Source organism: Vibrio satsumensis (assembly GCF_050337435.1).
Lineage (GTDB): Bacteria > Pseudomonadota > Gammaproteobacteria > Enterobacterales > Vibrionaceae > Vibrio > Vibrio satsumensis.
The window spans coordinates 99522-122673 of sequence record NZ_JAKJSX010000016.1; the positions used below are offsets into that span (position 1 = coordinate 99522).

Annotated in this window: 23 protein-coding genes; all 23 read right to left on the reverse strand. The window is 46.0% G+C overall.

Annotated elements, in window-relative coordinates; genetic code table 11:
• Positions 1-2 precede the first annotated feature (2 nt).
• Positions 3-734, reverse strand: coding sequence for a protein phosphatase CheZ (locus L4C44_RS19840; protein WP_146492316.1), 732 nt, complete (start codon positions 732-734; stop codon positions 3-5).
• A 105-nt stretch (positions 735-839) separates the two neighbouring features.
• Entirely contained in the window at positions 840-1208 is a 369-nt protein-coding gene (gene cheY / locus L4C44_RS19845; RefSeq protein WP_016767062.1) for a chemotaxis response regulator CheY, read from the reverse strand.
• A 42-nt stretch (positions 1209-1250) separates the two neighbouring features.
• Positions 1251-1985: an RNA polymerase sigma factor FliA gene (locus tag L4C44_RS19850; RefSeq protein ID WP_017060667.1), complete on the reverse strand. Its 735-nt coding sequence runs from the start codon at positions 1983-1985 to the stop codon at positions 1251-1253.
• A complete protein-coding gene (locus L4C44_RS19855; RefSeq protein ID WP_048661509.1) occupies positions 1978-2865 on the reverse strand; it encodes a MinD/ParA family protein in 888 nt (295 codons plus the stop codon). The genes L4C44_RS19850 and L4C44_RS19855 overlap by 8 nt, the downstream gene beginning before the upstream one ends.
• 13 nt (positions 2866-2878) lie before the next feature.
• Entirely contained in the window at positions 2879-4441 is a 1563-nt protein-coding gene (gene flhF / locus L4C44_RS19860; protein ID WP_428805616.1) for a flagellar biosynthesis GTPase FlhF, read from the reverse strand.
• 27 nt (positions 4442-4468) lie between these two features.
• The gene (flhA, locus tag L4C44_RS19865) at positions 4469-6568 is read right to left on the reverse strand and encodes a flagellar biosynthesis protein FlhA (RefSeq protein WP_285953362.1); all 2100 of its coding nucleotides are present in this window, start codon (positions 6566-6568) and stop codon (positions 4469-4471) included.
• A gap of 212 nt (positions 6569-6780) precedes the next feature.
• Entirely contained in the window at positions 6781-7911 is a 1131-nt protein-coding gene (gene flhB / locus L4C44_RS19870) for a flagellar biosynthesis protein FlhB (protein WP_017064116.1), read from the reverse strand.
• Positions 7912-7920: 9 nt separating this feature from the next.
• The gene (gene fliR / locus L4C44_RS19875) at positions 7921-8703 is read right to left on the reverse strand and encodes a flagellar biosynthetic protein FliR (protein ID WP_065675585.1); all 783 of its coding nucleotides are present in this window, start codon (positions 8701-8703) and stop codon (positions 7921-7923) included.
• A gap of 6 nt (positions 8704-8709) precedes the next feature.
• Entirely contained in the window at positions 8710-8979 is a 270-nt protein-coding gene (gene fliQ, locus L4C44_RS19880) for a flagellar biosynthesis protein FliQ (protein ID WP_029235191.1), read from the reverse strand.
• A gap of 11 nt (positions 8980-8990) precedes the next feature.
• Positions 8991-9920, reverse strand: a complete 930-nt coding sequence (gene fliP, locus L4C44_RS19885; protein WP_371714731.1) for a flagellar type III secretion system pore protein FliP — start codon at positions 9918-9920, stop codon at positions 8991-8993.
• Positions 9907-10317 carry a flagellar biosynthetic protein FliO gene (fliO, locus tag L4C44_RS19890; protein ID WP_123301866.1) on the reverse strand — a complete coding sequence of 137 codons (411 nt, stop codon included), beginning with the start codon at positions 10315-10317 and terminating at the stop codon, positions 9907-9909. Before fliO ends, fliP begins: the two co-directional genes overlap by 14 nt.
• A complete protein-coding gene (gene fliN / locus L4C44_RS19895) occupies positions 10317-10727 on the reverse strand; it encodes a flagellar motor switch protein FliN (protein ID WP_004739851.1) in 411 nt (136 codons plus the stop codon). The genes fliO and fliN overlap by 1 nt, the downstream gene beginning before the upstream one ends.
• A gap of 29 nt (positions 10728-10756) precedes the next feature.
• Positions 10757-11800 carry a flagellar motor switch protein FliM gene (gene fliM, locus L4C44_RS19900; RefSeq protein ID WP_060983689.1) on the reverse strand — a complete coding sequence of 348 codons (1044 nt, stop codon included), beginning with the start codon at positions 11798-11800 and terminating at the stop codon, positions 10757-10759.
• Positions 11801-11807: 7 nt separating this feature from the next.
• The gene (gene fliL, locus L4C44_RS19905; RefSeq protein WP_428805617.1) at positions 11808-12296 is read right to left on the reverse strand and encodes a flagellar basal body-associated protein FliL; all 489 of its coding nucleotides are present in this window, start codon (positions 12294-12296) and stop codon (positions 11808-11810) included.
• A gap of 90 nt (positions 12297-12386) precedes the next feature.
• Positions 12387-14525 (reverse strand): flagellar hook-length control protein FliK, encoded by a 2139-nt coding sequence (locus L4C44_RS19910; protein WP_428805618.1) that lies wholly within the window; start codon positions 14523-14525, stop codon positions 12387-12389.
• 182 nt (positions 14526-14707) lie between these two features.
• Positions 14708-15145 carry a flagellar export protein FliJ gene (gene fliJ / locus L4C44_RS19915; protein ID WP_017631772.1) on the reverse strand — a complete coding sequence of 146 codons (438 nt, stop codon included), beginning with the start codon at positions 15143-15145 and terminating at the stop codon, positions 14708-14710.
• Between the two features lie 19 nt (positions 15146-15164).
• Positions 15165-16484, reverse strand: coding sequence for a flagellar protein export ATPase FliI (fliI, locus tag L4C44_RS19920; RefSeq protein ID WP_428805619.1), 1320 nt, complete (start codon positions 16482-16484; stop codon positions 15165-15167).
• Positions 16484-17284, reverse strand: a complete 801-nt coding sequence (gene fliH, locus L4C44_RS19925) for a flagellar assembly protein FliH (protein WP_428805620.1) — start codon at positions 17282-17284, stop codon at positions 16484-16486. The genes fliI and fliH overlap by 1 nt, the downstream gene beginning before the upstream one ends.
• A 125-nt stretch (positions 17285-17409) precedes the next feature.
• On the reverse strand, positions 17410-18471 hold the full coding sequence (gene fliG, locus L4C44_RS19930) for a flagellar motor switch protein FliG (RefSeq protein WP_060983693.1): 1062 nt from the start codon (positions 18469-18471) through the stop codon (positions 17410-17412).
• Positions 18464-20206 carry a flagellar basal-body MS-ring/collar protein FliF gene (gene fliF / locus L4C44_RS19935; RefSeq protein ID WP_428805621.1) on the reverse strand — a complete coding sequence of 581 codons (1743 nt, stop codon included), beginning with the start codon at positions 20204-20206 and terminating at the stop codon, positions 18464-18466. The genes fliG and fliF overlap by 8 nt, the downstream gene beginning before the upstream one ends.
• A 16-nt stretch (positions 20207-20222) precedes the next feature.
• Entirely contained in the window at positions 20223-20534 is a 312-nt protein-coding gene (gene fliE / locus L4C44_RS19940; protein WP_017060684.1) for a flagellar hook-basal body complex protein FliE, read from the reverse strand.
• A 132-nt stretch (positions 20535-20666) separates the two neighbouring features.
• Positions 20667-22076, reverse strand: a complete 1410-nt coding sequence (locus tag L4C44_RS19945; protein WP_428805622.1) for a sigma-54-dependent transcriptional regulator — start codon at positions 22074-22076, stop codon at positions 20667-20669.
• A 33-nt stretch (positions 22077-22109) separates the two neighbouring features.
• Positions 22110-23150, reverse strand: a complete 1041-nt coding sequence (locus L4C44_RS19950) for a sensor histidine kinase (protein WP_428805623.1) — start codon at positions 23148-23150, stop codon at positions 22110-22112.
• Positions 23151-23152: the final 2 nt, after the last annotated feature.

The following is a 23152-nucleotide window of genomic DNA, read 5'->3' on the forward strand; positions in this document are numbered from 1 at the left end:
CTTTAAAATCCAAGACTGGATAACAAATCGTCGACTTCATCCTGAGATGCAACAGCGTCTTCGCGCTCTTCTGGGTTCATAATTGGACCCTCAGGCGCAATCGATGCTTTCCTCTCTGACTCTGGAGTTGGCTCTATTTGATTCGCACCGAATACCGTGAGAATCTCGACCAAACGTCCTTCTACCTCATTCACCAAGGTAATAACTTTGCTAATTATCTGCCCAGTTAAATCTTGGAAATCCTGAGCCATCAAGATTTCAGTCAATTGTCCGCGTAGTTCAGTGCTGTCGCCTTCTACTTGGACAAGCAATCCATCAATGCGGTGACATAAAGCTTTAAATTGTGCCAGCTCAATGCGGCCATGCATCAGTTCATTCCATTGAGGCCTTACTTGAAGTAAACACTCGTGTAGGTTGTCTGCAATTGGCATACAGCGATCGACAGCGTCCATCGTCTTATTTGCCGCCACTTCCGTTTTATCAATGACATACTGAAGGCGATCCCTTGCGTCAGGGATTTCGTCATTTGCGATAACGCTGATGCGCTCATCGAAATTAAATTGAGTCAAAGAATCATGGAGGTCGCGAGTCAGACTTCCTATTTCTTGAAGCATTGGATTGTCTTGAAGACTAAAATTATCTTCATAAATGCTTCTAACAAGAGAATCAGCATTCTGCTGCTCATCGTTCTCAAGCAGCTCTACTAATTTTTTTGCTTGTTCTAATGAAATCATCCTGAATTCGGCCTTACTCCGCATACTTTGTGCGCTTAGGCTATCGAGATAAACAGAGAACTTATCAGCTAATGTTTACCTAGAAATGCCTAAATTTATTGATGCTTATAAGCGATCAAAAATCTTATCAAGTTTCTCTTTCAGCGTTGCAGCAGTGAAAGGCTTCACAATGTAACCATTAACACCCGCTTGCGCTGCTTCGATGATCTGCTCACGCTTCGCTTCTGCCGTGATCATAAGCACGGGAAGGTGCTTAAGTTCTGCGTCTGCGCGAATGTGTTTAAGCAGGTCAATCCCTTGCATGCCCGGCATGTTCCAGTCAGTTACCACGAAATCAAATTCGCCTTTTTTCAGCATAGGTAACGCGGTCAAGCCATCGTCTGCTTCTTGAGTGTTGTTGAAACCTAAGTCGCGAAGTAGGTTTTTAACAATTCGGCGCATCGTTGAAAAGTCATCAACAATGAGAATTTTCATGTTTTTGTTCAAATTAGCCTCCACTGAATAGGATCAGTGTTGTTAGTCGTTCTGTGTCCAAGCACTTAACTTAGTGCGTAAACGCTGCATAGATTGGCTCAGTATTTGGCTGACACGAGATTCGCTGACACCTAACACTTCCCCAATCTCTTTTAAATTGAGTTCTTCGTCGTAATAAAGCGAAAGCACAAGGCCTTCCCTTTCCGGAAGTTGTTTTATCGAATCGATCAAAGCTTGGCGGAATGACTCATCAGCAACCCCTTGAAAAGGCGTATTATCTTGAGAGTCTTCATTCGGAGATATTACATCATCTGAGACGCCTAAATCTTCGATTCCAACCAGTCTTGAACAATTAATGTCAGTTAAAGCACTGTGATACTGCTCTAAACTGAGTCCCATGTGTTTTGCCACTTCGGCATCACTCGGGTCACGGTTGAGGATACCCTCTAACTCCGCGATTGCACTGCTGATTTCTCGATTGTTTTTATGAACCGATCTCGGTACCCAGTCCCCACGGCGAATGTCATCTAACATTGCCCCGCGAATTCGAATACCGGCATACGTCTCAAAGCTTGCGCCTTTGGTACCATCATAGTTTTGTTGCGCTTCAATCAAGCCGATCATGCCAGCTTGAATTAAGTCATCAACTAATACATTAGGCGGTAATCGCCCCAACAAGTGATGAGCGATACGTTTAACCAACACAGAATACTTCTCAAAAAAAGCCTGTTGGCTATTGTGATTAGCATGTTGGTCGTAAGTAAGCGCTTTATTCACCAAATGGTTCCTCTATAAATTCAGTACGATTCAGCAGCCTTTCCACAAAGAACTCCAAGTGCCCACTTGGTGTTTTTGGTATTGGCCAGGTCAATGCTTTATTAGCCAAAGAGCTGATTGCCAATGCCGCTGGAGAGCGAGGATACGCATCGACTACGATTTTCTGTCTCTTGACTGATTGACGTACTTTATCATCTAAAGGAATACATGCTACGAGTTCGAGGCTCACATTCAAGAAGCGCTCTGTGACCAAAGTCAACTTTGCAAATAATTCTCGGCCTTCACGGTAGCTTCTGACCATATTTGCAACAACTTTGAACCGCTGAACTTGGTGTTCTCTGCTCAAGAGCTTAATCAAAGCATATGCATCCGTGATCGAGGTAGGTTCATCACATACCACGACAACCACGTCTTGCGCCGCTCTTGAGAAGCTGATTACCATGTCCGAAATACCGGCTGCGGTATCAACTAACAAGATGTCCATCTCGTCTTCAAGCGAACCGAATGCGCGAATCAAACCTGCATGCTGTGCGTGTGAAAGTTCAGTCATGCTTTGTGTGCCCGATGTCGCAGGAATAATTTTAATTCCGTGCGGCCCTTCGACAATCGCATCCTTAAGTTCACATTCGCCTGCCAACACATGCCCAAGGTTTCGTTTAGAACGAATACCCAGCATGATATCGACGTTAGCGAGGCCTAAGTCGGCATCTAGCACCATAACTTTTTTGCCTTGGCGCGCCATGCAAATAGCCATACCTAACGTCACATTAGATTTACCAACCCCTCCCTTACCACCGGTTACAGCGATAACTTTTGTGAGTGAAGGCTTGGTTAAGCGACGGAGGCCGCTAGCTTGATCATGTATCATATTTTCATTCATATTTATCCGCCGCCTAGAGCCCTTCAGAATCGCTATTCCAGTAATGAGGTTCATTCTCTGTAGATTTTTCTAATAACTCATTGGCCTTAGCAATCATGTACTTTGGCTGAGCTATAACGATATCTTCAGGAACTCGTTGACCATTTGCAATGTAAGCAACTGGTAATGCATTTTGTATTACGACACTGATGAATTCACCTAGACTTAGGGATTCATCCAGCTTAGTCATGATGCATCCCGACAACGGGATTCTTCTAAAGTGTTCAATTGTTTCTTGCAGCACTTTGCGTTGCGCGGTTGCAGGCAACACAAGGTAGCTATTGATAACGGAACCACTCTCTTGCATCAATGTGTCTAACTGCTCAGATAGGCGAACATCTCGTTGTCCCATGCCTGCAGTATCGACCAGAATTAGGCGACGATTACGTAACTGATATATTACATCGGCCAATTCACTAGAATCTTTAGCAACTCTTACAGGACAACCCATAATTCGACCATAGATCGATAACTGCTCATGTGCACCTATACGATATGTGTCAGTTGTCACTAGTGCTACGTTATCTGCGCCATATTCCATGGCAGCACGTGCAGCTAGCTTTGCAACAGTCGTTGTTTTACCCACGCCAGTTGGGCCAAGTAGAGCCACAATACCGCCGCGTTTTAAAATATCTTTTTGTGTAACGGAGATTTGGTCAGCAACCAAGGCTAACAACGCCTTCCACGCACGTGCAGGTTTGGTATCTTCAGGAATGTAACACGCCATTTGATCGGCAAGCTCTGCAGATACACCCATACGTTCAAGGCGTTTGATAAGCATGGCTCTAAGCGGTTCACGACGCTCAACTTCTTGCCACATTAATCCAGATACTTGATGCTCTAACAGACGACGAATTGAGGTCATCTCCTCGCGCATCGTTTCCATTTCAGTATCTGAACCTTTGGAATGCGTATTCTCACGACCACGATCATAACGGGTAGGATCCAAACGAGGTGCTGGACGCTCTACTCTGCGGTCTTCGGCAATCAATTGAGATAAACCTGTTTCACGAGCAAATGCAGAATCTAGGTTCCCGTGAGACTGTTGCTTACCATGTGATTGCTGATGGACGCGAGACTGCAAATTACTTTGAGTCTGATGACTATGAGGCTTATGACCCGTGCTTGATTGGCGATTGAGCAATGCAGACAATGAATCTTCATTTTCAGCACGATGTTGTGGCTCATCATCGGCGCCATGACTGTATTGCTTTAGCATATTCGCAAAGCGCTTGGTCATTGAGCGTCCACCTTCAGCATTCGACTGTAGGCTAACCTTATCATCGTCTAATTGACGTCGCCCTGCAGGAGCTGCGGGCGCGGCCATTTGCGTATATTGGCTTTGTGCAGGCTGCTGAGGTTTATTTGGTCTCTGGCTCGCTGTCGACGGGCTGGATTCACCATCAATAGCGGCAACAATTTCCACGCCACCTGCGACCTTTTTATTAGACATGATCACCGCTTCCGAACCAAGTTCTTCTTTAACTTGGAGCAAGGCCGTTCGCATATCTTTTGCAAAAAATCGTTTAATTTTCAATTCGATCGTCCGTTCTAATTAGGCGGCTTAATTACCAACAGCTTGTACTATACGTATCTGCTTTTCGTCCGGTATTTCTTGGTAAGACAAGACTCTCAAGCTTGGAATCGTGTTTTTCACGAACTTAGCCAGAGTCGAACGTAACACACCAGAGGTCAGTAGCACCGCGGGCTCACCTTTCAGCTCTTGCTCTTGTGTCGCGTGACTGAGGGATGTCTGTAAACGTTCGGCTAAACCAGGTTCAATACCAGCAGATTCTCCGCCGGATGCCTGCATGGTTTGATGCAAGATTTGTTCCAGCTCAGGAATCAAGGTTATCACTGGCAATTCCGGCTCTATACCATTGATTTCCTGAACAATTAGCCGTTTCAATGAGATACGAACCGCCGCCGTAAGTATGTCAGGTTCTTGACTTTTACCAGAATACTCCGACAAAGTTTGGACTATGGTTCGAATATCACGAATTGGAATGGCTTCATTCAATAGGTTCTGTAGCACTTTTACGACGACACCCAACTGCAATTGATCCGGTACAAAACCTTCCACCAGCTTAGGTGTTGAGCGGCTGAGCATCTCAAGCAAGTTCTGAACTTCTTCGTGACCAATAAGCTGCGATGCGTTATTGGTTAGCAGTTGGCTAAGGTGTGTCGCCAGTACAGTAGAAGAATCGACAACGGTATAACCTAGAGCTTGTGCATGTTCACGCTGCTCTTCACGTATCCATACAGCTTCAAGGCCAAAGGCAGGGTCAATCGTCGGCTCACCATCGATCATACCGTAAACTTGACCTGGGTTAATCGCGAGTTCCATGTCTGGTTTTATCTCAGCCTCACCTACCGCGACACCCATCAAGGTGATTCGGTAGCTGTTTGGGGTCAGTTCTAGATTATCGCGAATGTGCACCGCTGGGATCAAGAAACCAAAATCTTGAGACAGCTTCTTACGCACACCTTTAACGCGTTCAAGCAGTTCGCCTCCTTGGTCTCTATCCACCAAAGGAATCAAACGGTAACCTACTTCTAAGCCAATAATATCAACAGGTTGAACATCATCCCAAGAAAGCTCTTTCTGAGAGCCTACTTCTCCATTCGCTTCAACGGTCGCCGGAAGGTTAGGTTCTTCCGCCTTCTTCTTGTTCTTTTTATCGATGTAATACGCCCCTGCACCCGCAACAACTGCAAGGCTCAAGAACGAGAAATGTGGCATACCTGGAACAATACCCATGATGCCAAGGATTGCAGCGGTGATCATCAAGGCTTTTGGATTGTCGAACATCTGGAAGACGAGCTGCTGCCCCATGTCTTCATCAGTGTTTTGGCGCGTTACCATCATCGCGGCTGCAATAGACAGTAATAGAGATGGAATTTGTGCAACCAGACCATCACCGATAGTCAGTAGTGTGTAGATTTCAATTGCTTCACCAAAACCAAGGTCAAACTGAGCCATACCAATGCTCAAGCCACCAATGATATTGATGAATAAGATTAAGATACCAGCGATCGCATCGCCTTTAACAAACTTAGACGCACCGTCCATCGAACCGTAGAAGTCGGCTTCTTTGGTTACTTCAAAACGTCTCAGACGAGCCTGATCTTGGTCGATCAAACCAGCGTTCAAGTCGGCATCGATTGCCATCTGTTTACCCGGTAAGGCGTCCAAAGTGAAACGCGCGCTTACTTCCGAGATACGGCCTGCACCTTTGGTTACAACCATGAAGTTAATGATCATCAGAATCAAGAACACCACTAGACCTACGGCATAGTTACCACCGATAACCACGTTACCAAAGGCTTCAATCACGTTACCAGCCGCGTCGCCACCTTCATGACCATGAAGCAAGACCACACGTGTTGAAGCAACGTTCAAGGCTAATCGAAGCAGAGTCGCAATCAGAAGTACGGTCGGGAATGCAGCAAAGTCTAAAGGTCTGCGGGTATAAACCGAAACCAATAGCACAACCATAGACAGTGCAATGTTAAAGGTGAAGAACATATCCAACAAGAAAGCTGGAATTGGCAACACCACCATAGCAAGCGTTGCAAGTACCATAACAGGTGCACCAACCGCAGGCATGGCACGGTTCGGGATTTTAGGTAGCTTGTCCGCAAAAGGCAGGGAGAATTTCATAAATCTAGACAGTTTCGCTATGTTGTAGCTCTCTGAACAAGTGGATTAGATCTTAGTCAGGGCTGTTTTGCTATGGGCTTATAATGTTCAGGCTTACTACAGCAAACACTGTACCAACATCTCACGTCAAATTATCGCCATCACCTCAATAAAAGGAAGATTGGCTAGCTCACTATTATCAGGGTTCATCACGCAGAGCTCAAGCAATTGATCTAATGACGTAAATCAGGTGGGATCGGCATATTAGAATCTTGCAGTTTTGGTCTCTCACCACCTCGTTTTCGGTACTGCTTAAGCTGGAAAACATATGCAAGCACCTGCGCGACAGCCGTAAATAGACCGTCAGGAATTTGTTGTTCTAGTTCAGTGGTGTGATAAAGCGCCCTCGCCAATGGCGGTGCCGGAACAATATAGATATCGTTTTCGCGTGCAATTTCTCGGATTTTCATCGCCATGTGGTCGACACCTTTGGCAACCACAATCGGCGCTTTATCTTGATTCTGCTTATAACGCAGTGCCACGGAAAAGTGCTCTGGGTTGGTCACAATCACATCCGCTTGAGGGACGTCTGCCATCATACGACGCTGAGCCGCTTCCCTTTGTAGCATACGAATTCGGCCTTTTACTTCCGGCTTACCTTCGGTATCTTTGAATTCGTCTTTAACTTCTTGTTTAGTCATTTTCAGCTGATCAGCGTGTTGCCAGATCTGAAATGGGATATCAATGGCAACCACGATCAGCAAAGAGCAACTGATTAAAAGAATGAAGTTGAGCAAGATATCCAAAGCATGAAAGATATTCTGCGGATACACATCCATACTCAGCTGCATTAAATCATGCTGAGAGGCCTGAATAAGGTAAATAGCCATGCCTGATACAAGTGCCACTTTCAAAATAGATTTCAGCAGTTCAACCCAGCTTTGTAGGCCAAACATACGCTTGATACCACTGAGTGGATTGAGCTTAGACGCCTTTGGCATTGCAGCTTGCATCGAAAAGTTAATCCCGCCAACACCTGCCGCACCAATAACAGCCGCAACAAACAAAGTTATCAAGATTAAGAACAGTGGAAACAGTAAGTTCACCAGTGCGCCACCAGCGATTTCAAGGAGCTTGTTGGTGTCAAAGATCTCGTCGCGGCTCAGAGAAAACAGACGTTGCATGGCCTCGAACAAAGCCTTCGCCATCGATTCGCCAAACCACATTAATGCAATCGCACCGACTATCAGTACCGACGCTGAAGCTAGCTCTTTTGACCTTGCAACCTGCCCTTTCTCTTTGGCCTGTTGCAAGCGTTTGGGCGTGGCGTCTTCTGTGCGTTCTTGACCGTCTGACTCTGCCATTTCAGTCTCCTAGCAATCTAACCGGATTAGACGACATATCTGTTGTTCGCCTTGCATCCAGAATAGCTCATAGTGACTATACAAGCCGCCAAGGATGTACCAACAAAGTAACAGACCCACGAGTAGCGCAAATGCAAAACCCAAAGAAAAGATATTTAACTGAGGTGCAGCACGCGTCATTACACCAAAAGAAAGGTTAATCGTTAACAGTGCGATAATGCCCGACAAGGACATCGCCAATGCCGTTTTGAACATGATACCAAGCCACAACGCGAGCTCTCGAAAATCAACCGAAGTCAAAGAGCCACTGCCAATCGGCAAAGTCTTAAAGCTGAACACCACCAACTGCAGCATTTTCAAGTGACCGTCGGTTGCCAAGAAGAACATAGTGGCAAGTAGCATGAAGAGCTGACCCAATACTGGCGTGTTCTGTCCATTTGCTGGGTCGACCATTGAGGCGAAGCCCAGGCTCGATTGCATACCTAAGATCTGGCCGAGCATGACAAAGGTTTGAATCATGAACTGGGTGACGAAGCCCATAGCAACACCAATAACGATCTGTTCAAATACTGTCAAGAACCCCTGAAAAGACAGCAATTCAATATCTTTAGGAACAGCAGGAATGGCGGGCATTACGGCAAAGGTGATCGCCAAGCCTAAATACAGACGAATACGCGGCGACACAAAGCGCGCCCCTGTTACCGTCATCACCATCAGCATGGCGGAGATGCGTGTGTATGGCCAAAAATAATTGGCTAACCACTCTAGTACAAGGCTCGTCGGGTATTCCATATCGATTTAATACAGAACTTGCGGCAAGCGTTCGATGAGTTCAAAAAAGAACTCCATCATCATCTGAGTCATCCAGTGTGCAAATAGCATCAACGCCAACAAAGTCACAATCAAACGCGGCAAGAAACTCAGTGTTTGTTCGTTGATAGAGGTCGCAGCTTGGAAAACAGCGACGACTAAACCGATCAGCAGGCTCGGGATGATAATGGCGCAAACCATAATGAGTACCATCCAAAGGGCATCTCGGAACAACTCTACGAATATTTCAGGATTCATTATTCCCCCAGCTACAAGGCAAAACTGCCAGCGAGAGTGGAGAGTATCAAGTTCCAACCATCAACAAGAACAAACAGCATCAACTTAAACGGCAGCGATACAATCATTGGTGACAACATCATCATACCCATAGCCATTAATACCGATGCCACTACCAAGTCGATGATTAGGAAAGGCAAGAACAACATAAAGCCTATCTGGAAAGCCGTTTTCAATTCTGACGTGATAAATGCAGGAATCAGAACCGCCATTGAAACATCTTCAGGGTTGGTCACTTCCGCACCAGAGATCTCAACAAAGGTTTCTAGATCTTTGATTCGAGTCTGTTTAAGCATAAAGGACTTAATCGGTTCTTGGGCAACATCGAATGCCTGTCGTGCCGATATCTGTTCATTGAGATAAGGCTGAACTGCTTGTTCGTTAACTTGGTTAATCACTGGCGACATGATGAAGAAGGTCAAGAATATCGCGATACCAATAATCACTTGGTTAGACGGTGTTTGTTGTAGACCCATTGCCTGACGCAAGATAGACATCACCACCACAATACGGGTGAACGAGGTCATCAAAATCACCATCGCCGGCAAGAAGCCAAGCATGGTCATTAGAGCCAAGATCTGTAGGTTTATCGAGTAGTCTTCACCACCATTAGCATTGGTTGTCATGGTAAAGGCAGGTATGCCACCACCATTGCCGGTTAAGCTACCCGTTGTCATGGTTTGCGATTTGGCTTGGTCTTGTTCCATCGTGCTGATGGTTACCGACTCTGAGCCAGCGGTATTCGCAGGAATGACGGTGCCATCTTCAGCCTGTGCAAATACCGACATACTGAATACGAGTGAGCAGAGGAGAGTGAGCTGAACCAACAACATTTTAACCATTCGGAAAGCTCCGTTTTGGCAAACGTAAGATGAGTTCAAAAGTCCGTTACTTGTTTGCATCTTTTTTTATTAGCTGGGAAAGCTGACTTGAAAATGTACTTTTTTCCAGCATCTCCTGAGTAAGAGGTTTATCGAGCTTAGAAATTAGCTGGATAGATTGCGTGGTAATCCCGACTAAGAACTGATCATCACCAGCTTGAACAATAGCGATGCGTTCTTTAGTACCTACAGGAATTTGCCTAACAATCGCCAAGCCTTGCTGATTCGACATTGCAGGCACTTGCATTCGCTTGAGTAGCCAAGCAATAAATAAGATGAAGGCTATAACGAAAATTAGCGACCCAAAAGTGGTCGCTAAATCGAGAGATGGCGGCGTTGCAGCAAAGGCAACAGAAGGAGAAGATAACAAAGCTCCCCCCATAATTAGCCTAGCCAATCTTGGAGACAGAAAGCTCATTAACGCAGCTTCTTAATTCGTTCTGTCTGACTAATAACGTCAGTCAAACGAATACCAAACTTGTCGTTCACCACAACCACTTCACCATGAGCAATCAAGGTACCGTTTACCATCACATCCAGTGACTCACCAGCAATTCTATCTAGCTCAACAACCGAACCTTGGTTCAACTGAAGTAAATTACGGATACTGATCTGAGAGCGGCCAACTTCCATTGAGATAGTCACGGGGATATCCATGATGGTATCCAGTTTACGACGCTCATCTTCAGAAATCGGAGACGATGAATCGGTTAGCTCATCAAGTGGTGCCGCAAGCACGTCATCAACATCAATTGACGGTGCTGAAGGATCTTCACCAAGTGCCGCAGCCCACTCGTCTGCTAGCTTTTGATCTTCACTAGGTTCCATTACCAATTCCTATACTTTTATCTATTTTGCTATTCGTCATCGTCGCTATTTTCCAGCTCAGACATTAAGTCCTTGCCTAGAAAAGCGAGATCAGTTTTAACCACATGTGGTCTTTGAATTTTTTCAGAAATCTGTACTGCGAGCTTCTCACCGGAACGGCCCATTTTCACACGATACGTTGGCAGCTCTTCAACGAACATAGTCGCATGCTCAGGCATGTTCATTGGAATGACGTCACCGGGTCGCAGCTCCATCAAGTCACGCAGAGAAATATCTTGCTCTAGCAAGTTCACACGGAAGTTAACCGGCACATCCATAATTTCATCACGCAGCGCGGTACTCCAACGAACATCGGTTTCCATTTTATCTGATTGAACACCGGCATCCAGCAGTTCACGAATCGGCTCTACCATGGAGTAAGGCATCACGACGTGGAAGTCACCACCACCGCCATCCACTTCAATGTGGAATGAGCTTACAACAATCACTTCTGTTGGGCTCACAATGTTCGCCATACTTGGGTTCACTTCAGAATCCAAGTATTCAAACTCAACCCCCATCACTGGAGACCAAGCTTCTTTGTAATCTTCAAAAACAATTTTCAACAGTAACTGAATAATTCGTCTTTCGGTTGGCGTGAATTCACGGCCTTCAATCTTGGCGTGGAAACGTCCATCACCACCAAAAAAGTTCTCTACGAGAATAAAAACAAGACGAGCTTCCATGGTGATAAGCGCCGTGCCTTTCAGCGGGCGGAAACGAACCATGTTTAAACTAGTGGGTACATACAATGTGTTTTGGTACTCACCAAACTTCATCATCTGCACGCCGTTGATCGACACTTCAGCTGTTTTACGTAACATATTAAACAAGCTAATCCGCATATGACGTGCGAAACGCTCGTTAATAAGTTCAAGGGTCGGCATTCGACCACGGACGATTCGATCTTGAGATGAGAAGTCGAAATTGACCGCACTATCATTGTCGGTTTCTAAGACATCTTCTACGTCTTCAACATCATCAACGCCATGTAATAGCGCATCAATTTCGTCTTGGCTTAATAAATCGGTCACAAATTACCTATTGAATTACGAAGTCAGTGAATAACACTTTTTCAATCACAGGCTGGCCAACAGCTTGAGCCAGGCTTGCTTTAATATCTTCAGTCGCCTTATTTCGCAGTTCAACTCGCCCAGTTGGAGAGCGCAATTGATCAACCGTTGCTGAAGCGAACGTTGCTAATAAAGTACTCTCTACAAGAGGAGAGTGGTAACGAGCCAAGTCTTCATTCTTGCTGCCACGCACCATCAACTGTGCTTTTATCTGAACTAGGCGGTCTTTTTTATCACCTGTCACATTGAACAAGAAGGGCTGAGGGATATTAACATACATAACAGGCTCGGCTGCGACCACAGCAGTAGTAGGCTGAGACTGAGATTCTGAGGCACTATCATCAGAGCCTAAAAAAAAGAACAGTGCGCCACCTACGCCAAGTAGTAAAACGACTACCGCTATAATGATGATGAGAAGCTTACTCTTCCCTTTAAGTGCATCTTGTTCTTCTGCCATATTTTGCTCTAACTTCCTGTTCTTTCGATTAACTGACGGTACTTTCTATTAACTGGTTCTGTCTATTAACTAAGTGTACTTAGCCTGATATTAGGCATAATAACTAATTCCATCACGCTTTGATGCGACATTCAATTCAAGATTGCTGCCACTATCAAGGTTTTCATCACCTTGACCATCATTTGTGCGGTTAGCGCCGGATTGTTGTTCACCATTGTTGTATCTATCTCGCCCCTGGCCAGAGTTCTGTTGTTGAACTGACGAATCGGCAAGCTGCATCCCTTGTTGAGCGAGCATCTCTCTCAGACGAGGTAAGGTTTGCTCAATCACATCTCTCGCCAGCTGATTGCTCACGGTAAAGTGCACATTCGCGACGTCATTATTCATGGTCATTCGAATTTTCATCTGCCCCAATTCAGGTGGGTCGAGTCGGATGTCCAAGTTCTTAAGGTTTTTAGACATCATCATTTGGACTTTTTCAGCTACCTGCTCATTGGCTAGTTCTTTGGTGAGCTGTAAAGGAGCCTGTTGAGCAGCTTGAATTTCAGCTCGCGTAGGTGCCGAACCAACCGTTGCTGTACCTTGTGCGCCGGCCGCAGCAGCGATCTGCTGAGCAAAGGCCGAATCTTTAGAATCTTCTTTAGCACCCGCTTTTCCAAGACCAGACAGTGCAGCTGCACCGGCTCCAGTTTTAAGTAACATGTCCGTTGAGCCGGCTTTGGTCGCTGCAGGTGCTGCATTCATCGCCACCCCTTGCGCAGTTAAAGCAGGGTCTAACGCAGCTTGTTGTTGAGGTGAAGCAAGGTTAGCTTGTTGAGCCGCTGCCTGTTGGGCCGCATGCGCATTATTGGCATGCAACATTGCTGCCTTGCCTGAGACAGCATTGGCTGCAGCTTGAGACGAGGCCTGTGATGTCGCTTGCTGAGCAGCGGTCGTAACCGCCGCTGTTGATGCTACTGCCGCTAAGGCTTTAGCTTCATTCGAATTTGCATTATCCCAATCAATCGCGGTTGGGTTATCTGAGGTGCCAGTTGCGTTCGGGGCTTGGCTTAGTAAAGCACTAGCTTGTTGTTGAACGTTGGCGAGCTGTTGATTCAACACTTCTATATTAGAGGTTGCTTTAGCTAAGGCAGCTTGCTCGTCGACCGTTAACTTAGCGCCGCTTTGTTGCTTTTGTAGCAAACCGTCCACAACAGACTGCTCTGATTCAATCTGAGCGTTCAATTGGTTCAACGCTTTGGTATGAGCATCAACCTGTTTCGCTAGCTCAAGTTCAGCTGGTGAGAGTGCTTGGCTTTGATCGGTAGTAACCGCGCTAGCCTCATTTTTTTGGTTCAGCTCTCGACTCATACTTGCTTCAATTTGTTCTGGGGTAACGCCTTTATCCATCAGCTGTCGAATTTCATCATCTGATAACTGAGACACTCCCTTACCTCCGGTAAGCACAGCGATTTCAGAATCGACCTCAAGGCTCTTCTCTTGATTTGCTGCACTAGCTTGTTGTGTCGCATTACCCGCAATTGAAATTCCTGCAACAGAAGCACCCGCGACATTACCTTGGACTTGATCTATCTGACCTTGCTGAGGCAAGCCTTTGCCGTTTGGCGCTTGATTTAGAGCTTTGTTTGCCTCATCCAACTGACCAAGCAATTTATTGCCTTCACTCATCGCTACGCTGGCTTGCGACGCCTGCGTAGAACCATCTACAGCTGATAAATCCTGAGCTTGAGAAGCCTGTTCTTTAGAATCGTTAGTCGTAGCCTGCGCATCTTTACCAGCCGCCTTATCTGCGACATTGTTATCAGAGACAGTGTTATCAGCGATGGTGCTAGCAGTGCTTGTATTAGCTTTGAGCTGAGCCTCCGTTCCAGACACAGCCTCTGCAGAGGTTATATCTGTGGCTTTGTCGCCCTCTACTTCTGAAGCCACTTGTTTACTTTGTGCTTCGCTCACTTCGTCAGTCGCCTTTGATTTCGCTGAATCACTTTTCTTCGCTTCAGCTGACGCTTCACCTTCAGTAGCGGCGTGCTTTTCGTCAGATTTCAACGCGTTTTCAGTGTCTTTTACTGCGGCTTTACTGGCACTTTCTTCAAAGCCGAGCGCTTCTTTAAAAGACTCAAAGAAACCTTTAGCGTCGTCGGTCTCTTCTACCTTTGAAGAGGTAGAACCGGTGTCCAACAACGATGACGTTTTGTTGGTCGCTGAATTTGAGGAAAGACTAACATTCATATATACAAGCTCTATCTACTAGCTTTGCTGCGATGAATCATGCAACAAAAAGAAAGTCGGGTGCTTTTCATGCCTTTGGTGGACACGACGCGCAATTTTATATAAAACGGAGCAAGAAACATGCCTATAAGTTCTGTTCTCTCAACCTAAAGAGCAGTGGCTACCTTATTCATGGCTTAGGATCACATCTTCTTTCGGCTGTATAACAAAGTCGAGAACTCATCCATTTGCTTTTGTTCTCTTTGATCTTGCAGTTTTGCTTTCTCTTTCTGCTTTTTTTCCATCAACCACTCATAGGATTTACGTTTTTTGCGTAACTCCATCCAGTAGTTTTGACAGTTGTCGACTTGATTTTTAAAGTGGTGCTCCGCTTCTCTCTGTTTAGAAAGTGTTTCATCTAATTGAGTTAAGAAGCGGTTTAAGTGACCATATTGACTCGCCGTTAACCCGGCCTTGCCACGGTCTACAAGCTGCTGGCAGTAATCAAGTCGGTACTTTTCAATCTGCGCAACCTGCTCATAGTAACCTTGCAGCTCCGAGTTCGCTTTGTTGAGCGCGAGTACAGCTTGGTTCTCTTGATCTTTGGCTTGATCGAGCAAAAATTCTAATGCGTTATCCATGACTAACCTTATTCACTCGTTAGCCACCCAATACATGCTTTAACATGTTGACACACATGTCGTATGGGACAGTTTCTTTCATCTTCTGCTGCAAGTATTCATCCAGTTTTGGCTTCAAAGTGAAGGCACTATCAATTGCAGGATCAGTTCCTGGCTTGTAAGCACCAATCGAAACCAAATCTTGGTTTTTGCGACAAATAGACAGCACTTGCCTTACCGCTTTCGACATCAAAACATGTTCTTCAGTGGTAATTTGCGGCATAACACGACTGACAGATTTCTCGACATCGATCGCAGGGTAATGACCCGCATCCGCCATCTCACGCGACAACACAACGTGTCCATCAAGGATCGCTCGCGACGCATCAGCAATGGGGTCTTGTAAGTCATCGCCTTCGGTTAACACGGTAAAGAAAGCCGTAATCGAACCTTGTTCATCATTGCCGTTACCCGCACGTTCCACCAGCGCTGGAAGCTTGGCGAATACTGATGGCGGATAACCTTTAGTTGCTGGCGGCTCACCAACAGACAGAGCAATCTCACGCTGAGCCTGAGCAAAACGGGTCAATGAGTCCATCAACAACAAAACATCTAAACCTTGGTCGCGGAAATACTCGGCTACAGCCAACGCAGTTTGACAACCTTTTAATCGCATCAGTGGCGATGAGTCAGCAGGAGCTGCGACCACCACCGACCGCTTACGACCATCTTCACCAAGAATCTCTTCAATAAATTCTTTAACTTCTCGTCCACGCTCACCAATTAGACCTACAACCACTACCTGCGCGGTTGTGCCTCGAGTCATCATACCAAGCGTAACCGACTTACCGACACCAGAACCAGCGAACAGACCGATACGCTGTCCTTTACCTACGGTAAGTAGGCCATTAATCGCCTTTAAACCCACATCGAGTGGTTCAGAAATCGGTTTACGAGCTAAAGGGTTGATTGGATCAGCATTAAATGAAGCGCGCTGCTCGGTATAGATTGGACCTAGCCCGTCGAGTGGATTGCCTACGCCGTCGATCACTCGACCAAGCAGCTCCATACCTACAGGGATGCCACTTTCAGTGGTCATCGGTGTCACACGAGCGCCAGGTAAGATCCCAGTGATTTGCTCACTCGGCATCAAAAATAGGTTATCGCCTGAAAATCCGACGACTTCGGCTTCCATCTGACCAGACATAGTTTCAACTAGACACAGGCTGCCGATCGGAGCTTTACAGCCAGTAGCTTCAAGCGTTAAGCCAACAACGCGGACTAACTTACCTGATGCAATTGGTCGCGATTTTAGCCCTTCGACTTTGTATTGGCTGAGACGATTCGCTAACTCAAGCATTACTCATGACCCTGGTGACGGTTTGTACCACAGAAGTTCTGAATGACGTTTTTCACGCGATCTTCCATGCGGTAGTTAACGCTTGATTCACCCGCTTCGATTTGTACATCACCACGATTAAGTGCAGGCTCCGCAACTAGCGTCCAATTACGGCAATCCAATTCTGTTTCGCCATACGCAGAGCGAATAATCGCCACATCTTCCGGGTTAAGCTTCAAGGTAATCGCATGACCAGAAATTGGCAGGGACTCTACCGACTCTTTCACGGTATCTAATATGATTTGTGGATTGGTTTGTACTTCAACATGAACCACTTCTTTGACCATGGTCAGTACCATGTCTACCAGCTGCTTCTCAACCTGAGCATTCATCAGCTCTAATGGCTGAGCAAACTGGTTGGCAAGCCCCATAAAGATGGCAACTTGTTGCTGAATGTACTCTTGGCCAGCAGTCACGCCTTCAAGCTTACCGGCTTGATTGCCTTCTTCGTGGCCAGCGGCAAACCCTTCTTCTTTGCCTTTTTCGTAACCTTGTTTAAAACCAGCCTCTTGCCCTTGATGAAGGCCTTCTTGATAAGCACCTTGTTTGATCAGTTCGATCTGCTCTTCAGTTAGAACCAACTCTTCATCTTCAATGGCCTCTTCAACTGTCGGCATCCAACCAGGGTCGTAGTTAAACGCCGTTTCTTTGGCTTGTTTATTCACATCAGAGGTATAGTCAGGTAGCCCCCATTTCTGAGGTTGGGCAACCGTATTATCTTCTTCAGGGCGAAGGAAGCCGCGTTTTCTATCACCTGACATATCAGTACCTATCTATGAGTACGTCCAACTGCATTGTCAATTCAAGCAGTTAAACAGAGTTAATCTGTGGTTCGAAATTGGATAAAGAAAAGCCCCAACAGTGTGGGGCTTTTGAGGTTTCTGTATTAAAGGAACTCGTCGGCGCCACCAGACAGCATAATCTCACCACTGTCTGCCATCTTCCTCGCAATACCCAATATCTCTTTCTGAGCCGCTTCCACGTCAGAGACTTTCACTGGCGGCATCGCCTCAATATCGTCTCTCATCATATCGGAAGCACGTTTAGACATGTTCTTGAAGATCTTCTCACGTAGACCATCATCAGCACCTTTAAGTGCTTTCTGTAGAATGTCTTGTGGAACATCACGTAGCAGTCGCTGAACACCTTGGTCATCCACTTCAATAAGGTTTTCAAAGACAAACATAAGATCTTGAATCTGAGTTGCCATGTCTTCGTCTTGATCTCGAATTTGATCCATCAAGACACCTTCTACGTTGTTGTCCATGTAGTTCATGATCTCGGCCGCGGCTTTCAGGCCACCAATTTTGGCAGCTTGAGCACCAGCTTGACCCGCAAACTGTTTCTCCATGATCTCGTTCAACTCAGCAAGCGCCGAAGGTTGAACTTCTTCAAGGTTGGCAATACGCATCATCAGATCCAGACGAACACGCTCTGGGAATTGAGACAGAATCTCAGCCGATTGATCAGCATCGAGGTACGACAAAACAATAGTTTGAATTTGAGGGTGCTCATTGATGATGATGCTCGCCACTTGACGAGGGTCCATCCACTTAAGCGAATCTAAACCTTTCGAGCCTGTACCGAGAAGGATTTGGTCAACAAGGTTATTCGCCTTGTCTTCACCCAGAGCAGCCACCAACGCGTTGCGCATGAAGTCTTCGCTACCCATACCAATGTTGGTGTACTTCTGAATATCATCTAAAAAAGCACGGTGCACTGCGCCTACTTTCTCTTGAGATAGATCCGTAGCTCGTGCCATCGCACTACCCACACGCTGAACCTGCTTTGGTTCTAGGTGACGAATAATACCAGCAGCGTCTTCTTCATTTAAACTGAGTAACAAGATCGCAGCGCGCTCATCGCCTGAGATAGAGTCGATATCCACGCTAGAGACATCAAGCACTTCACCGCCTTCAGTTTGTTGTGGAACTATTTCGTTAGCCATCTACCATCCAATTCTTAACTACTTGAGCTGCTAGCTCCGGTTCATTCGCTACAAGTGCACGTACTGCTTTCAGCACATCCTCGTCTTTATGAAGGTTTGGCAAGTCAATGCTTGAACCAAATTCAAACAGCTCACCACCTTCAATATCACCACCAATTAAACTGGTTTCGCCGTCGATACCAATTGGCATGCCATCAGGGCCGTACATCTGTTCATCATTGTCAGCTGCTGGGTTAAGCAGTTTCTTCATTGCAGGGCGAACAAGTACCAATACCACCACAATAATAACTAAGGCACTCGCAAACCAACGTACCCAATCATTAAAGTTTGGATGCTCCCAGATAGGCACATCTGCCACAACATCTGTCACTTGTGGGGCGAACTGCATACTTAACACGTTGAGTAAATCACCACGGCTTTCATCAAAACCGACAGTACCAATCAATACCTGACGAATCGCATTGATTTCGCTCGCAGGGATTGGAGTATGAACCACTTCGCCCGTATCTGGGTTCAATGATTGACGGTCTTTGATCGCTACCGATACCGTCTGGCGGTTAACCGTGCCACTCTGTTTACGTTCATGGCTGATGGTTGTATCTAACTCAAAGTTTCGAGTTGCTTCTTTATGAACCGAGCCTTGCCCCGTCATCGAGCCGTCTTTCATCTGAGCAACATCTTGTGGGATTGACGCATCAGCAGGTGGCTGATTACTCAAAGCACCTGGAATACCCGCAACAGTATTTCCGCTGTTGTAATCTTCTAAGGTGTATTCACTTCGAGTCGCAGGTGTATTCGGATCAAAACGTTTTCTGGTTTGTTCCACTGCACTAAAGTCGAGCTGAATATCAACCTGAGCGGTATAGTTACCAAACCCAAGAATAGGAATCAGAATAGAGTCAATTTTTTCACGCAACGCTTGTTCTTGGTTGCGCTCTAACTCGTGTTCTTTACGACGCGCTGCAGACATAGGGTCTTGAGAGCCTGAGCTCAACAGTCGACCATGCTGATCAGTCACCGTAATACGTGAGGTTTTCATTCCCGGAACGGCACTAGCGACCATATCCACAACAGAATCGACTTCTTGTTGCTTAAGATTGTTACCCGTTTTAAGGGTTAGGAATACGGAAGCTGAAGCTTCTTGATTGTGACGCACAAACACGCTCTGCTTTGGCAACGCCAGTAAAACCTGAGCTTTACGCACCTGTTTCATCTGTTCAATGGCTTTGGCAAGTTGTCTTTCGCGGCTTAATTTAAGGCGTTCTTGTTCTAAACGTTGTGATACACCAAAGCCCATGTCTTGCATGAGGATGTCATCACCCGCGTTTCGCTCTTGGTTCAAACCAGCTCGAACCATATTGAGCTTCAGAGAATTGTACTCACTAGCCGGTACTGAGATGGTGTTGCCTTCAAGCGTGTACTCGATCTTTTGCAGATCCAAGTAGTCAAGAACGGGAATCAACTCTTCTGTTTCGTAAGCTCCTAGTGGACGCATTTCTGGCTCTTTCACCCAGAAAAACAGCATCACGATCAGCGCTACACAGATAGAGATAGAAAGAACTAAGACGACCTGACGAAGTAAATCGAGATCACCGACAGCCATATCGAACTTCGATGAACTGCGTTCACCTAGATCGGGATTTTGCCCTTCTCCGTCTAGCTCAGAGCCTGCAATAAGTGCGCGGTCATTGCTATCGCTTACGGTTAAATCTGTTGTTTGACTATTATCTGCCACTATTTAACTACCCAACTTATACCGGCATATTCATCAGCTCTTTGTACGATTCGACCAATTTATTTCTAATTTGGATCGTCGCCTCAAAAGCCACACTAGATTTATTACGAGCAATCATCACGTCCGAAAGGGATACGCTTTGGTCGCCGCTATCAAAACGAGCTTGAAGATCACCTGAGGTCTTTTGTAATGAGTTCACATTATTGATGGCATTAGTCAGCATGTTGCCAAAATCTGCACCGACCGCTTGCCCCGTTGCTGCGGGACGCGCGCTGGCAGCTTCAACCATCATTGCCTGCATTTCGCCTTGTAAACCATCTATTCTCATCTACTACCTCAGGAGTCAAAATTATGACCATCTATTTAGCTATATTATTGACAGAGCAATTAGCGTGCCACACATTAAATTGACTAGATATCGTAATACACTAGTCAGAAAGCTGACACTACTAATCTATCCTTAGTTTGGGATATCTATTCCAGCATCACGCATTTTCGCCAACTTGTAACGTAATGTGCGTGGGCTAATACCCAGTTTTTCCGCCATATCTTTACGTCGGCCATTACATGCGATCAGGGTTTCAAGAATGATCGCATACTCTTGATCTCTAAGCTCATTACCAAGCCCTTCGCTGCTAGCAACTATTTTATTAATTGGGTTTGCTTCTGCAACTGGCTTAATTTCTGGTGCCGCAACATCACTGCCTTCAACGATTTGTTGTAGGCTGCTTGCGTCTTGCCAGTCAACACCTTCAAGAAGAATGTGCTCACCAGAGATGTTCTCTTGCTCGCTCAATATTAACGCACGCTGTACCACATTATCTAATTCGCGAACATTGCCCGGCCACGGATAGTTGACGAGTTTGCTGATTGCTTGTGCTGACATCACTGGCACTGGCATACCAAGTTTGGTGCAATGGCGCTCAACTAAGTGCTTAGCTAAAGGCTCAATATCACCTTTACGCTCGCAAAGCGGAGGCCAAGAAATTGGGAATACATTCAGGCGATAGTACAAATCTTCACGGAAATTACCTTCAGACACATACTGTTTTAGATCTCGGTTACTGGTCGCTAATACACGGACGTCTAATTTGATGCTCTTGCGACTACCCAAGCGTTCAACTTCACGCTCTTGCAAGACGCGCAGTAGTTTCGCTTGTAGGCTAAGATCCATTTCACTGATCTCATCCAACAAAATGGTACCGCCTTGAGCTTGCTCAAATTTACCTGGACAAGCTTGAATAGCACCAGTAAATGCGCCTTTATCGTAGCCAAACAGGGTTGCTTCCAACATGTTATCTGGAATCGCGGCACAGTTAATCGCAACAAATGGACCGTCTTTACGGCTCGAAGCATTGTGAATATAGCGAGACATGACCTCTTTACCAGAACCACTTGGTCCCAACACTATGACGTTGGCATCGGTTTTAGCCACCTTATCAGCCAACATCATTAGCTTGATGCTTTTCTCATCGGCAACGATGGCATCGCCATTATCTTCCGATTTTACCGGAGCATAACGGCTCACCATATTGAGCAGTACTTCAGGCGCAAATGGCTTTGCCATATAGTCTATAGCGCCCTCTTTCATTGCGGCAACAGCGTCTTCAATGTTGGCATACGCTGTCATCAACAATACAGGTAGATTTGGCCAATGCTGCTTGATATTTCTTAGCAGTGCTAAGCCGCCCATACCTGCCATCTGCACATCAGAGACAACAATATCAACGGAGTTAGATTTCAATTTTACCAGAGCATCTTCCGCACAATCCGCTTCCAGCCATTCATAGCCAGCAAGCGCGAGAGTGTCGACAAGGGCTTCGCGAAGACCTTCATCATCTTCGACGATTAACACTTTGCTTTGAGCCATAGGATTCTCCAGTGTAAATTCAGTTAAAACTTATTAGTCTTCAGAAGAAGCGCTTCTTTCCAGCGGTAGACACATAGTAAAGCATGCGCCGTCCCCTTCTTCTGATATCAATTCCAGTCGGCCTTCATGTGCTCGACAGACCATTTGTACAACGGCTAAACCTAGACCTGTACCTTGCGAACGAGTAGTAAAGAAGGGTTCCATAATTTTACCTTGAAGCTCTTTCGGTACGCCGGGACCACTGTCTTGCACTGATATCTTAAGCTCGCCGTTTACGGGCCTAAAAAACACATCAATCTGCGATTCCTTGCCCGCAATTTGCACCGCGTTCAACACCAGGTTGCTTAACGCTGAGGCGATAGCGTTGGCGTTGCCAAACATTTGAGTCTGTTCGCCCTCAACTTCCTGGCAATAATCAATCTGGTTGGTTTTCAATGCCGCTTCTACCATAGGGTGAAATTCCGTGATCAATTCAGCCACAGTAAATGGCTTAACCACTTTGTTATCACCACCTTTGGCAAACAACAGCATGTCGTTCACTTGTTTCTCTAAGTCATGCAATCTATCCATAAGCTTAGATTGAAAACGCGTTTTTGTTGCCGGCGGCAGGTTTGGCGCGGCAAGATTTGATGCATATAGCATCGCACTTGAAAGCGGCGTACGAACTTGATGGGCAAGCGAGGCCACCATTCTGCCTAATGAAGACAAACGCTGAAGGTCACTCACGCGAGACTGCAATAGACGAGTTTCAGTCAGGTCGGTGATCAAAATAAGTTGACCTGTGGTTGACGCTGAAATCGCCAAACGCACTTTTCGCCCGTTCTTCAATGAAATCTCATGGCCATCGTCATCTTTTGGGTCAAAGGCACTTTGAATTACTGAAAACCACTTCTCACCAACCAACTCAACCCCAAGGATACGATGCGCTTCAGGGTTCGCTTCTCTCACTTCGCCATGAGTATCTAACAAGATAACCCCTGCAGGCATTACGTCGAGTACTTGCTTATAGCGTTCAACCTGCTGCTCAACAGAATCTAGGTGTGATTGATTTTCTGGTTCGTTAGCTACATGCATGT

Bases quoted from the DNA above. Each gene is read 5' to 3' on its own strand.
- L4C44_RS19840 (WP_146492316.1), bottom strand. From the start codon at position 734: ATGATTTCATTAGAACAAGCAAAAAAATTAGTAGAGCTGCTTGAGAAC.
- cheY (WP_016767062.1), bottom strand. From the start codon at position 1,208: ATGAAAATTCTCATTGTTGATGACTTTTCAACGATGCGCCGAATTGTT.
- L4C44_RS19855 (WP_048661509.1), bottom strand. From the start codon at position 2,865: ATGAATGAAAATATGATACATGATCAAGCTAGCGGCCTCCGTCGCTTA.
- flhA (WP_285953362.1), bottom strand. From the start codon at position 6,568: ATGAAATTCTCCCTGCCTTTTGCGGACAAGCTACCTAAAATCCCGAAC.
- flhB (WP_017064116.1), bottom strand. From the start codon at position 7,911: ATGGCAGAGTCAGACGGTCAAGAACGCACAGAAGACGCCACGCCCAAA.
- fliR (WP_065675585.1), bottom strand. From the start codon at position 8,703: ATGGAATACCCGACGAGCCTTGTACTAGAGTGGTTAGCCAATTATTTT.
- fliQ (WP_029235191.1), bottom strand. From the start codon at position 8,979: ATGAATCCTGAAATATTCGTAGAGTTGTTCCGAGATGCCCTTTGGATG.
- fliP (WP_371714731.1), bottom strand. From the start codon at position 9,920: ATGCAAACAAGTAACGGACTTTTGAACTCATCTTACGTTTGCCAAAAC.
- fliO (WP_123301866.1), bottom strand. From the start codon at position 10,317: ATGAGCTTTCTGTCTCCAAGATTGGCTAGGCTAATTATGGGGGGAGCT.
- fliN (WP_004739851.1), bottom strand. From the start codon at position 10,727: ATGGAACCTAGTGAAGATCAAAAGCTAGCAGACGAGTGGGCTGCGGCA.
- fliL (WP_428805617.1), bottom strand. From the start codon at position 12,296: ATGGCAGAAGAACAAGATGCACTTAAAGGGAAGAGTAAGCTTCTCATC.
- L4C44_RS19910 (WP_428805618.1), bottom strand. From the start codon at position 14,525: ATGAATGTTAGTCTTTCCTCAAATTCAGCGACCAACAAAACGTCATCG.
- fliJ (WP_017631772.1), bottom strand. From the start codon at position 15,145: ATGGATAACGCATTAGAATTTTTGCTCGATCAAGCCAAAGATCAAGAG.
- fliI (WP_428805619.1), bottom strand. From the start codon at position 16,484: ATGCTTGAGTTAGCGAATCGTCTCAGCCAATACAAAGTCGAAGGGCTA.
- fliH (WP_428805620.1), bottom strand. From the start codon at position 17,284: ATGTCAGGTGATAGAAAACGCGGCTTCCTTCGCCCTGAAGAAGATAAT.
- fliG (WP_060983693.1), bottom strand. From the start codon at position 18,471: ATGGCTAACGAAATAGTTCCACAACAAACTGAAGGCGGTGAAGTGCTT.
- fliE (WP_017060684.1), bottom strand. From the start codon at position 20,534: ATGAGAATAGATGGTTTACAAGGCGAAATGCAGGCAATGATGGTTGAA.
- L4C44_RS19945 (WP_428805622.1), bottom strand. From the start codon at position 22,076: ATGGCTCAAAGCAAAGTGTTAATCGTCGAAGATGATGAAGGTCTTCGC.
- L4C44_RS19950 (WP_428805623.1), bottom strand. From the start codon at position 23,150: ATGCATGTAGCTAACGAACCAGAAAATCAATCACACCTAGATTCTGTT.